Below are 12,251 nucleotides of genomic sequence, written 5' to 3'. Positions count from 1 at the left end.
CGGCGAGCGTCGGTCAATTGTTCGAGGAGGCAACGGAGGCCCGGATCAGGGAAGCGACACGTTCTGCTTCCGTGTACGCCCCGTGGGTCCCCGCGGTCTCGGACGTGTAGTCCCCGGCGAAGTGGATCGAACCCACCGATCGCTGGAGTTCGGCCAGATTCGCGGCACGATCGGGGCCGAGTAGCGCAAAGCAGTGCTCCCAGGTGCGTGCGTGAACACCGGTGATCCTTCCCCTGAGCTGCGGCGCAACGGTCAAGAAGCTCTCCACCCAGTCGGCGACACGGGCCTCGTCTTCGGCGAACCCCGGCTGGAACCCGGTGGAATTCCCGTAGCAGGTGAATTGCACTCTGCCCGCGGCCCAGTTGGGTCCTACCCGGCCCGGGGTCGGGTTGATGATCGCGTCGAACGGCATTCCGGCGGTCACGATGAACGCCCAGTCTTCGATGCCGGACAGGCCTTCGATGTCGGCGACGATATTGAGCGTGGTGCTGCCGGGAGTGTCGAAGCTGCTGAGCGCGTCGGTCTTCCATGTCGGTAGATCACCGAAGACGGTGGGAACCAGGGGGGCGGGCAGCGTCGATACGACATGACGGGTCAGGAGTGTTCCCACTCCCTCCGGGCCGGTGAAGCTTACCTCGTAAGCGTCCTGCTCGTCCTTGAAGGCGACACCGGTGACCACGGTGTCGAACCGAACGGTGTCCGCAGGCAGGTGGCCGTGCATCGCCCTGGGGATGGCCTGCATGCCGCCGAGCGCGAAGGATCGGTTGCGCTTCTCTCGCGCGAGGTAGCTCGCGAAGTAGCGGAGGGCGTACTTCGCCGACAGCTTGGCCGGGTCTCCGACAGCCCCGCCGCGCAGAGCGGCGTCGATGATCTGACGTACGCCGGGTTGCAGTCCGCTGAGCCGGTCGGCGATCGTCTCGGTAGCCAGACCCTGATCGTCCTGGTCCAGCACGCCGTTGCTCGTGTGCTCGTTGTATTCGAGCAGGGCACTGTCGAAAAATTCGCTCAACTCCGCCTTTTCGGAGTCGGTCAGATCCAGACGTGCGACGAGGTCTTCGTTGGTCTCGGCGACGATCGTCTTGCCGTTGACATGGATTCCGTACGTCGCGGGTTCGAACGGTACGACGTCCAGCGCGAGTTCGGTGGCAAGTTCTTCGGTCCGGGTGTTCCTGTAGATGAACAGTGCACCGGAGTTCGCACTCGCCCCCGCGAGATCTACCGTGTTCGACCTTCCTCCCACTTCACCGGTTGCCTCGAGCACGCAGATATCCAATTTCAGGTCTCGAAGAAAGTAGGCCGTGGCCACTCCCGCTGTACCGCCACCAACGACGATCACGTCGTACATGCATGTCTCCTGAAACCGAAGTAGTGAAGTTGACTGCTGCAGCGAAGGCCAACTTGCTCGACCTCGAAGTTGGGAATCCGACAACGGCGGCGGACGTCCACAAAGCTGCATGCGTCACAACGTCTTTGGCGATTGCCCAGGCTCGCTCCCACCGCCGGCGGTAGTCCCGCGCGCCGCAGGAGTTGTGACACCCGCCACATCATCGTGGCACAAGGAGAGTCTATAAGCAATAGAAGATATTTTCACTTTTTAAAGTTCTAGCGCGAAGTGCCAGGTCAGGGGCTACCGGACACGGGTAACCGCGGATCCGAGGCCCCGGGATCAGGGCAGAGGCGACACCAACTGCCAGCTTCTGCCGTTCGGGAAGAGGTCCGCGGCCAGTTCCGACGTGGACCACGACGTGACGTCGTCCGGTTGCAGAAGGTCCCCGGGTAGGTATCCGGACGTCGTGGAGGCGATGACGCGCAAGTCCGCATTCACCAGAACGACGGGACTTCGGTCCCGGTCCCCCGTGAACAGGAAGCGCTCGAACCGATGCGCCAGAACATCGGCACCCGCGACGCCGGCGAAACCACCCTCAGTGATGACCGGCACCGAGATCGTGACCGTGTAGCTGTAGGAGTCGATACCGCCGAAGTCGACATACGGTCCGATGATGGCCGGAGTACCGCAGGTCTGAGGAATGGAGAACCAGCCCCGGCTGGAGTAGTCGTAGAAGGAGACCTGTCCGGGGTTGACGCTGTGGCCGATGAACTCGAGATCCCCGTGGTCGTCGTAGCCCCACCACTCCATCCAGTACGGGCTGTCCATCAGATAGTCCACGGCGGTGGCCACGCCGATGCGATCCACCGCGCACTCGGGGTTCCGCAGACACGCCTGCAGACTCTCGCGGATTCCGCCGAGATCGGAGCGGGCGGGTCGACGCCCGTCCCGCTCGACGCGATCGAGCAACTCGCGCATGTCGGCACGCACACGAGTGAGACTGTCCAGCGTCACGCGCAGATAGTCGGTGATCTCTGCGGTCAGCCGATCCAAATCCGGAAGCTGCGCGGGCCGGCGGCCGTCCTCGTTCTTCACGTCGCCGCCAACGCGAGGTGACGATCGACCAGAACGCGGGTTTCTCGTGCACAATGCTCCAGCGCATGGCGGTGCGCGGCGTCGGGATCACGATTGCGGATGGCCTCCACGATCAAACTGTGCTCGCGGATCGCATCGTGCGGATCCAGCGCGTCCGTGTCCCACAGCAGCGGGGCCACCTGGGCCTGCGCCTGGACGATCAACGTCGTCAGATGCGACGACTGCGCCGCGGCGCCGAGTTCGATGTGGAAGCGGCTGTCCGCGCGGCGTCGAACGTCCGCACGAGTGGCCTCGGCAAAATTCCGTGCGAGATCCTCCAGCCGGTCGACGTCCTCGGGCAAGGCGCGCAGGGCCGCAAGGCGGGTTGCCGCGCCGGTCAATGCCCCCACCAAGTCCCCGAGGTCCCGCAACTTCTCCGCACTCGTCGTGCGAAGTTGCGCGTCCGCCCGTTCGCGGTCGGCGGTGCCGAAGTCGCGGACGTAGCTCCCCCCGCCCCGGCCTCGCCGGGTTTCGATCAGACCGCGGTCCCTCAGTACGGTCAGAGCCTGCCGCAACGTCACCGTCGAAACCTGCAGTTTGGCGGCCAACTCGGCCTCGGTGGGTAGCCGTTCCCCGCCGGCCAGCAGGCCGACCGCGATCGTCATCTCCAGTTGATGGACGACGCCGTCGACCAACTTCGAGACGGAGTCGTCCCGCACTCGACCGAGATCGACAGAGAAGACGTCTTTCTCCACAGAATTCATATCCCCGCCAACGCACTTCAGGACGGATGAGAGTCTGACGAAGCCGGAGGGTGCGTCCGCCGAGGCTCCACCCCACGCTTAAACATCATAACTATACTTTATCTTCTCTCACCGTACCCGCTGCCCGGTTTCGACCGGGCTCGCCCCACCCAGTGGGACGCCCAGCCGCACAGGAAGTCGATTCGGCTGTGCGGCTGAGCGAGAATCGAGGGCAGTGGCCGACGGACACGGGGTAGTCCGCGCAGCCCGGCTGCCGTCCTAGGCGGGGGCGTATTGGACATCGGCGCAGTAGGAGTCCTTGCGGACGATCTTGTCGTCCCGGAACTCCCAGTGGTCGCATCCGCGCGCGCTCACCTGCTTGCCGTCGGTCGTCGTGCGGGTGACAAGCCAACTCCTCGTTCGAGCAGGGCTATCCGGAAGAGCTCGAGCAGCGCGTGCTGGCCCACTGGCCGGCCTGACGTGGGGCCGGCTGGGGTCTGATGTGCCCTCGGTGGGGCGGGGCAGGAGAACTCCGCCCTCGATGACATCCATCGTCCGCCACCGCAGCGGCGCCTCCACCCAGGAATTGAGACGTATCGACCTGCACGGCCGGTACGTTCCACACTGAAAACTCGATGTCAGTTGACCTGACGTGCGTGTCCGTCCCAATACGGGGAGCGCAGTTTGAACTTCTGCAGCTTGCCGGTGGCGGTGCGGGCCAGCTCACTGCGGAACTCCACCGAGGTCGGCGCCTTATACCCGGCCAGATGCTGCTTGCACCAGCCGATCAACTCCGCCTCCGTGCCGCTGTCGGACGGTGTGCCGGGGGTCAGGACCACCAGGGCTTGATCGTCTCTCCCCACTTCTCGCTCGGCACCGCGATCACGGCCACCTCGGACACGGCCGGGTGGGAAAACAGGCAGTCCTCGACCTCGATCGAAGACACGTTCTCACCGCCGGTGATGATCACGTCCTTCTTCCGGTCGGCGATGGTCAGATACCCATCGTCGCCGACGACGCCACCGTCGCCGGTGTGGAACCAGCCACCGGCCAGCGCCTTCTCGGTCTCCTCCGGTTTGTTCCAGTAGCCCTCCATCACGACGTTGGAGCGGGCCAGCACCTCCCCCGCGCCTTCCTCGCCCTCCTCGATCTGCAGCCGGACACCGAGCGCCGGGGCGCCGGCCCGGATCAGTTTCGCCGCGCGGTCCTCGGGGTCGAGGTCGTCCCATTCAGCGCGGGTGCGGTTGACGGTCAGCAGCGGGGAGGTTTCGGTGAGACCGTAGATCTGGATGAACTCCCAACCGAGTTCCTCCTCGACCCGCACGACGGTCGTCGTGGGCGGCGGCGCAGCGGCCATGATGATCCGCACCCGGTCCCGGCCGGGAATCTCGCCCTCCCAGGTCTGTGCGGCCTCGAGGACCGCGGACGCGACCGCCGGCGCCCCACAGAGCACCGTGACCCCGTGGTCGCGGACCCGCCTCAGGATCTCGGCGCCGTCGACCTTGCGCAGGACGATGTGCCGGGCGCCGACGCCGGTCAGCGCGAACGGTTGACCCCAGCCGTTGCAATGGAACATCGGCAGCGTGTGCAGGTACACGTCCCGGTCACCGATCCCGGCGTGCAGCCCGAACGTGACCGCGTTGACCCAGATGTTGCGGTGGGTGATCTCCACACCCTTCGGGCGGGCGGTGGTCCCGGAGGTGTAGTTGAGGGTGGCGATGGCCGACTCGTCCGGCTCCCACGGCTGCGGCACCGCCCCGGGAGCGGCGTAGAGGTCGGTGTCCGAGCCCAGGACGAACTTGTGCTCGCAGTCGACCTCCGCGAGCGCGTCCTCGAGTTCGGGATCGACGTAGAGGACGCGGGCACCGGAGTCCTCGACGATGTAACGGACCTCGTCGGGGCGCAGCCGGAAGTTGGCCGGGACCAGCACCCGGCCCGAACCGCTGACCCCGAAGAACGAGGTCATCAACCGGCTGGAGTTGTGGCTGACGATCGCGACCCGCTCACCGGCGCCGATGCCGAGTTCATCGAGCTTGGCGGTTTGGCGGCGGGCCAGGTCGGCGATCTCGGCGTAGGTCAGCGACCCCTGGGACGGGGCGGGTTGGTCAGGTTCGTCGACCACACCGATCCTGTCCCCGTACACGGTCTCCGCGCGGTCGAGAAAATCGTTGACACTGAACGGGACAAACACAACTCCTCCTACGGATGTTCGTACGCCGGTGATCCCAGGGTTCTGCCCTGGTGTCGCTACCGGACGAGGGCAGGTTCCTCTTTACGCATTCGAAGACCAGTGTCGACCTGTGGTGTCGGAGACGTACTGCATCCCCGCTGGGGGGTTCCGGCCCGGCTCGGAGTCGGCATGGGCGCTTCCGCGGGGGTCGGGCACGCCGACGACGCCGCGAACTTCGCAAGTTCTGCATGTGTCCTCCTCACACGAGGTCATTACATCTTTGCCTGTGCCGAGGTGTGCGTCGAGATGCGAGTCGTAGCCCTCGAGGTCGAAGCGCGCATCGCCGTGCGGGCGCGGGAGTCTTACTTCCCTGCCCGCACGGCGAATCCGGAACCCGACGTCAGTCCCCGATCCGATCCCCCGTCTCCGGGTGGAACAGGTGCACCGCTCCGTCTCGCTTGCGCAGTGAGACGGTGTCGGCGAGCCGGGCGGGGGTGCGGGTCAACGACCGGGCGACGAGTTGGGTGCCGTCCCCGGCGATGTGGGTGTGGACGTACGATTCGCTCCCGAGCTCCTCGACGAGGTCGACGATCACCTCGATGCCGCCCTCCCCGGTCGACAGTTCGAGCTGCTCGGGCCGCACGCCGACCGTCACGGTCTCCAGGCCGGCCGCGTGCAGCGTCGACAGCTGCTCGCGTTCGAGCGGGAGCGTCGAGTTCCCGAGGCGCACGCCGTCGCTGACGATGGGCATGGTCATCAGATTCATTGCAGGCGAACCGATGAAACCGGCGACGAAGGCGTTCTTCGGGCGATCGTACAGCTCGGTGGGAGCCGAGAACTGTTGCAGCTTGCCGTTCTTGAGGACGGCTACCCGGTCACCCATGGTCATGGCCTCGACCTGGTCGTGGGTGACGTACACGGTGGTGGTGCCGAGCCGGCGCTGCAGCGCCGCGATCTGGGTGCGGGTCTGGACGCGCAGCTTGGCGTCGAGGTTCGACAGCGGCTCGTCCATGCAGAACACCTGCGGCTCACGCACGATCGCGCGGCCCATCGCCACCCGCTGACGCTGACCTCCGGACAGCTTGCCGGGTTTACGGTCGAGATAGTCGGTGAGGTCGAGCAATTTGGCGGCATCGGCCACCTTCTTCTTCCGTTCCTCCACACCGACCCCGCGCATCTTCAGCGCGAATCCCATGTTCTCGCCCACCGTCTTGTTGGGGTAGAGGGCGTAGTTCTGGAACACCATCGCGATGTCGCGATCCTTCGACGGCACCCCCACCATGTCCTTGCCGCCGATCTCGATGGTGCCCTCGTCGATGTCCTCGAGGCCGGCGAGCATCCGCAACGCCGTGCTCTTGCCGGAACCCGACGGGCCGACGAGGACGATGAACTCGCCGTCTTCGATGTCGAGGTCGAGCGAATCGACCGCCAGCGTGTCGGCGTTCTCGTAGAGGCAGGAGGCGCCCTTGTACGCGATGTCAGCCATGATTGCTCCTCAGGTGGGTACGAACGGTGGGGGAAGTGGTTGCCGGGGTGATCATTTGATCGCGCCGAAGGACAGGCCGCGAACCAGTTTGTTCTGCGCGACCCAACCAGCCAGGATGACCGGGAGCGCCGCCAGCGTCGCCGCCGCCGACAGCCGGGCCCAGTACAGGCCCTCACCGGTGATGAATCCGACGAGGAACACCGGAATGGTCTGCGCCTGAACGGCAGTGAGGTTGACGGCGAAGAAGAATTCGTTCCACGAGAAGATCACGCAGATCAGCGCGGTCGCCGCGATACCGGGGGACACGAGCGGGAGGATCACCTCACGCACGGACGTCCACAGGCTCGCGCCGTCCATGCTGGCGGCCTCGAGCAGTTCGCCCGGAACCTCGAGGAAGAACGAACGCATCATCCACACCGCGATGGGTACGTTCATCGCCGTGTACAGGATGATCAGCGCCCAGATGTTGTCGAGCAGTCCGATGTCGTTGACGATCACGTACAGCGGGATGATCGCGGCGACGATCGGGAGCATCTTCGTGCTGATGAAGAAGAACAGGGCGTCCTTCGTCTTGCGGACCGGCCGCAGCGACAGCGCGAACGCCGCCGGCACCCCGAGCACCAGCACGAGGATCGTCGATATGGCGGTCGCGAACGCCGAATTCAGCAGTGCGGTGCCGATGCCGCTGTCGAGGACCGCCTTGAACTGGTCCAGGGTGGGGGTGAAGAACAGTTTCGGCGGGGTCGTGTAGGCGTCGCCCTCCTGCTTGAACGCGGTGAGCACCATCCACGCCACCGGGAAGAAGAAGCCGAGCGCCACGATCCACGCCACCACACTCCACGGGCTGAACTTGCGGTGCTTGCGCGCCCGCTTGGTCTCCGGAGCGGTGGAAGTGGACTCCACCGGCGCCGCCGCAGTGTCGGTACTCATTACGCTGCCTCCTCGTTACCGGTAAAGCTCTTGAAAATCAGGCGCAACGCCAGGGTCGCGACGACGATGGTCGCGATCACCACGATGACGCCCATCGCGGCGGCCTGCCCGATGTCGAAACCGAGGAATGCGCGCTGATAGATGTAGAAGGGCAGGTTGGCACTGGCGGTGCCGGGGCCACCCTGGGTCATCATGTAGATGGCGTCGAACGTGTTGATCAGGTAGATCGCACCCAGGACGGCACCGAGTTCGATGAACCGGCGCAGATGCGGGAGCGTCAGTTCGCGGAACATCGCGAACGGCTTGGCGCCGTCCACCCGGGCCGCCTCGAGGATGTCGCGCGGCATCGACTGCAGTCCGGCCAGGATCAGCAGCATCATGAACGGCGTCCACTGCCACACCAGGCTGACCATCACCGAGGCCAGCGGGAACTTGCTGACCCAGTCGACCTGCCCCACCCCGAACGGGGAGAGCACGAAGTTGACGATGCCGAACACCGGGTCGAACATCGTCGTCTTCCACAGCAGCGCGCCGGCGACGGGTGTCACCAGGAACGGCGTGATGAGCAGAGTACGCACGATGCCACGGCCCAGGAACGCTCGGTCCAGCAGCAGCGCGAGGAGCAGACCCAGCACCACCGAGATCAGCACGGTCCCGACGATCAGGATCACGGTGTTGACCGCGACCTCACGGAACTGGCTGTCCTTGAACACGTCCACGTAGTTCTGCAGCCCGACGAACTCGCGGGAACCGGGCCGCACCAGGTTCCAGGACTGCGTCGAGTAGTACAGCGTGAACAGGAACGGAATCTGCGTCACCACGATCATGAAGATCAGGGCGGGCAGCAATGGCCCCCGGCGACGCCAGCCCTCGGCCCGGGAGACGCTGTCGTCCTTGGCCTCCCGCAGTTCCCGCACCCGGTCGGCGGTGCCGTCCGCGGTGGGTTTCTCGGCGATGGTGGTCATCTTTCCTCCCGATAGGTCGCGCCGACGACCTCGGCGTACTGCTGTGCCTGGGCGAGTGCCTCGGGCACGGTCTGCTGGCCGGCGATCGCCGCGCTGATCTGCTGGCTGACGCGGGTTCCGAGATCCTGGAACTCGGGGATCGCCAGGAACTGCACGCCCGTGTACGGAACCGGTTGCACGGTGGGAGCTTCCGGGGTCGCGTTCTCGATCGCCTCGAGCGTCAGCGGTCCGTACGCCGCCGAGGCCTCCTTGTACTCGGGAATCTCGTAGGTCGAGAGTCTGCTGCCCGGAGGCACCCGCTCCCAGCCGAGATCCTCACCGACCGTGCGTATGTATTGCTTGTCGGTCATCCACGAAATGAACTTCCAGGCCGCATCGGGGTTCTCGCTGCTCTCGGGGATTCCGAGCGCCCAGCTGTACAGCCAGCCGGAGTTGTCCTTCACCTCGATGGGCGCGGGTGCATACCCGATCTTGCCGACGACGGCGCTCGAGGACGGATCCTCGAGCGTGGAGACGGCGGACGTCGAGTCGTACCACATCGCCACCTGACCCTGAGCGAGCTGCGTGGCGCACTCGCCGAAACCGCTCGTCGCGGCGCCGGGCTCGCCGTACTCGCGCACCAGGTCGACGTAGAACTGGACCGCGCGTTCCACCTCGGGGCTGGTCAGCTGAGCGTTCCAGTCCTCGTCGAACCAGCGGCCACCGAACGTGTTGATGACGGTGTCGAGGGGTGCGAGCAGTTCACCCCAGCCGGGCTTGCCGCGCAGGCAGATGCCGGCCATGTCCTCGGAGTCGAGTTGCTTCGCCGCCGCGGCCACCTCGGTCCAGGTCGGCTTCTCCGACAGGGTGATTCCGGCCTGCTCGAACAAGTCCTTGCGGTACATCAGGAACGAGGACTCGCCGTAGAACGGCACCGAGTACATGCTCCCGTCGTAGGACAGCGACTCGCGCAGGGTGGGGATGAAGTCGGCCTCGTCGTAGCCCTCCGTCGCCTGGGCGTACTCCGACAGGTTCTTCAGCCAGCCGTACTGCGCCCACTGCGGGGTCTCGTAGTTGCTGATCATCACGACGTCGAACTCGCCGCCACCGGTTGCGGTGGATGCCGTGATCTTCGCGCGCGCCTGGTTCTCCGACAGCGTGACGAACTTCAGGTCGATGTCGGGGTTTTCTTCCTCGAACTGCGAGGCGAGCTTCTGCGCATCTTGCATCTGCGAGTTGGAGACCATCGCGATGGTGATGGTCTGGTCCGATGCGCCCAGCGATCCGGCGCCCGCGCATCCGCTGAGCGTGAGGCAGAGTGCTCCTGCCCCCGCTACCAGCATCGTCGCCGGTTTCCTGTGTTTCTTCACCGATCTTCACCTCTCTTGCGTGGTGCTACTGATCGAGCAGCCAACGCGCGCATTCGATGTCGCAAACCAGCATCTTGGCCAGTCCGCCGTGGAGGGCACCCAGTGCCGCTTGGTGTTTGGCGACGCCACCGGTGACGAGGATCGATCCCTCGCACGCGCGGATGTCGTCGAGAGGAACGGACATGGCCCGTTCGTCCAGTGGTCCGGAGACCTCGGTTCCGTCGAGCCGGTAGAAGCGTCCACCGACTTCACCGACCGCGCCGAGGCCGGTGAGCACGGACAGCATGTCCGTGTCGATGAAGCTGCCCTCGAACAACGTTGTCGACGTGGAGACGGCGCCCGTGCCGAACATCATCATCTCCGCAGTCCGGCCCGCCTCGAGCGCCTTGGAGATGACGGAGTCGCCCCGCATGGATACCACGGTCGATGCGTCCGCGTACAGGGGAACGGGAAGCCGAACGGTGTTGGCCTGCAGCTGCTCTGCGCATCTACCCAGGACGTACTCCGTTCCGGTCTGATAGTTGATCGCACTCACCGAGCCGTCGAGCTGGACGACGGATGCGCACGTGGCCGCACCGGACGGCAGCCCCTGCGCGACGGCGACCGTTTCGGGCCCCCAAGTGAATCCGAGGGTGTCGCCTTCCCGGATCCGGCGGACGAGGAGGGATGCGGCGGCGCGCCCGACACCGGCGAAGCTGTTGTGGTCGTCGATCGCACCGGCGGCGTCGACGGAGTCGGCGACCACCACCGCCTCGACGAGGCCGTACTTCTCCTCGAGCGCGCGCTCCTCGTCCGAGCGCAGTGCATCCCGCAGATGCGCGGGTGCCTGCACCTCGATGCGCACCAGGCCCTGGGCACGGGCTCGCGCCACCAGCCGGCCCGCGGTCGGGCGGGAGACACCGAGTCGCGTGGCGACCTCGGCCTGGGTCATTCCGTCGAGGTAGTACAACGTTGCGGCGCGCAACGCGAGGCGCAGATCCTCCGTCGTGGACGGCGGTGGTGCCGCGATGGGAGACGGCGTCGGGGCCGTCGAGTTGGGGGACGTCACTGGTTCTCCTCGCCATGATCCCGAGCCCGTCGAGTGTGTCTTCGGAGCCTCGAGAAGCCGTGAGCAAATGATCACTATGCGTTCATCTGCTCAATACGCTAGCATCGAAGTGTGACCCACACAACACTCCCATCGGATATCCCCAGGACGATGCGTGCCAGCGTGCTCGTCGAGCCGGGCGCGATCGAAATCCGGGAACGGTCCGTGCCCACTCCAGGCCCCGGTGACGTCCTGATCCGCGTGGCCTCGGTCGGCGTCTGCGGATCGGACGCCCACTACTACCGCGAGGGCCGCATCGGCGAGTTCGTGGTCGATCAGCCGATCGTGCTGGGACACGAGGCGTCGGGCACCGTGGTGGGTGTCGGGGCCGGCGTCTCGGCGGAGCGCATCGGGCAGCGAGTCTCCATCGAACCGCAGCGCCCCGACCCGGACACCGACGAATCCCGGCGCGGTCTCTACAACCTGTGCCCGCACATGCAGTTCTATGCCACCCCGCCGATCGACGGGGCGCTGGCCGAGTACGTGACCATCGGCTCGGCGTTCGCGCATCCGATTCCCGACGAGATGTCCGAGGACGCGGCCGCACTGTGCGAGCCGTTGTCGGTGGCCATCGCCACCACCCGCAAGGCCGGCGTGACGGCGGGTTCGCGGGTTCTGATCGCAGGTGCGGGGCCGATCGGAATCGCACTGGTGCAGACGGTCCTCGCGTTCGGTGCCACCGAGGTGGTCGTCTCCGACCTCGACCCCCGGCGGCGCGACGTCGCAGCGAAATTCGGTGCCACCGCAGTGCTCGACCCGCGCGAGCAGGACGTCGCGGGACTTCACGTGGACTCGTTCGTCGACGCGTCGGGCGCCCCGAGCGCGGTACTGGCCGGCATCCAGGCGGTCCGGCCTGCGGGAACCGTTGTCCTGGTGGGCATGGGCGCCCCCGAGATGACGCTGCCCGTCCAGACCATCCAGAACCGAGAGTTGTTTCTGACCGGGGTGTTTCGTTACGCCAACACCTGGCCGACGGCGATCGCGCTGGCGCGGTCCGGGCGCGTCGACCTCGATTCGATGGTCACCGGAAGATTCCCGCTCGCCGAGGCGGAACAAGCACTGAACGCAGACCGGACGCCGGGCAGCCTCAAGGCCGTCGTACGCGTCCAGGAATGAGGAG

At 65.9% G+C, this 12,251-nt stretch carries 10 protein-coding genes and 1 pseudogene; 1 reads left to right on the top strand and 10 read right to left on the bottom strand.

Annotated elements, in window-relative coordinates; translation table 11 throughout:
• Positions 1-13: 13 nt before the first annotated feature.
• From BLV94_RS32555 to BLV94_RS32515, 10 genes and pseudogenes are all read right to left on the bottom strand, one after another.
• Complete coding sequence (locus BLV94_RS32555) at positions 14-1,345, bottom strand: flavin monoamine oxidase family protein (protein WP_072937045.1); 1,332 nt, start codon at positions 1,343-1,345, stop codon at positions 14-16.
• A 321-nt stretch (positions 1,346-1,666) separates the two neighbouring features.
• The gene (locus BLV94_RS32550; RefSeq protein ID WP_072937044.1) at positions 1,667-2,422 is read right to left on the bottom strand and encodes a cache domain-containing protein; all 756 of its coding nucleotides are present in this window, start codon (positions 2,420-2,422) and stop codon (positions 1,667-1,669) included.
• Positions 2,419-3,165, bottom strand: coding sequence for a FadR/GntR family transcriptional regulator (locus tag BLV94_RS32545; protein WP_072937043.1), 747 nt, complete (start codon positions 3,163-3,165; stop codon positions 2,419-2,421). Before BLV94_RS32545 ends, BLV94_RS32550 begins: the two co-directional genes overlap by 4 nt.
• Before the next feature lie 617 nt (positions 3,166-3,782).
• Positions 3,783-5,335: pseudogene (locus BLV94_RS32540) on the bottom strand (AMP-binding protein).
• An 81-nt stretch (positions 5,336-5,416) separates the two neighbouring features.
• Positions 5,417-5,701 (bottom strand): 2Fe-2S iron-sulfur cluster binding domain-containing protein, encoded by a 285-nt coding sequence (locus tag BLV94_RS52220; RefSeq protein WP_371851530.1) that lies wholly within the window; start codon positions 5,699-5,701, stop codon positions 5,417-5,419.
• Between the two features lie 13 nt (positions 5,702-5,714).
• A complete protein-coding gene (locus BLV94_RS32535; protein WP_072937042.1) occupies positions 5,715-6,800 on the bottom strand; it encodes an ABC transporter ATP-binding protein in 1,086 nt (361 codons plus the stop codon).
• 51 nt (positions 6,801-6,851) lie between these two features.
• Complete coding sequence (locus BLV94_RS32530; protein ID WP_072937041.1) at positions 6,852-7,730, bottom strand: carbohydrate ABC transporter permease; 879 nt, start codon at positions 7,728-7,730, stop codon at positions 6,852-6,854.
• Positions 7,730-8,695, bottom strand: a complete 966-nt coding sequence (locus tag BLV94_RS32525; RefSeq protein ID WP_072937040.1) for a carbohydrate ABC transporter permease — start codon at positions 8,693-8,695, stop codon at positions 7,730-7,732. Before BLV94_RS32525 ends, BLV94_RS32530 begins: the two co-directional genes overlap by 1 nt.
• On the bottom strand, positions 8,692-10,017 hold the full coding sequence (locus BLV94_RS32520) for an ABC transporter substrate-binding protein (protein ID WP_072937039.1): 1,326 nt from the start codon (positions 10,015-10,017) through the stop codon (positions 8,692-8,694). Before BLV94_RS32520 ends, BLV94_RS32525 begins: the two co-directional genes overlap by 4 nt.
• 52 nt (positions 10,018-10,069) lie before the next feature.
• Positions 10,070-11,092, bottom strand: coding sequence for a sugar-binding transcriptional regulator (locus BLV94_RS32515; protein WP_072937038.1), 1,023 nt, complete (start codon positions 11,090-11,092; stop codon positions 10,070-10,072).
• A gap of 150 nt (positions 11,093-11,242) precedes the next feature.
• Between BLV94_RS32515 and BLV94_RS32510 the strand changes: the two genes are divergently transcribed.
• The gene (locus BLV94_RS32510; protein WP_072937037.1) at positions 11,243-12,247 is read left to right on the top strand and encodes an NAD(P)-dependent alcohol dehydrogenase; all 1,005 of its coding nucleotides are present in this window, start codon (positions 11,243-11,245) and stop codon (positions 12,245-12,247) included.
• Positions 12,248-12,251: the final 4 nt, after the last annotated feature.

This window comes from Rhodococcus koreensis, from assembly GCF_900105905.1.
GTDB classification, from domain to species: domain Bacteria; phylum Actinomycetota; class Actinomycetes; order Mycobacteriales; family Mycobacteriaceae; genus Rhodococcus_F; species Rhodococcus_F koreensis.
The sequence above is the reverse complement of the archived record's forward strand: the minus strand, read 5'-3'. Positions and strand labels throughout refer to the sequence as shown.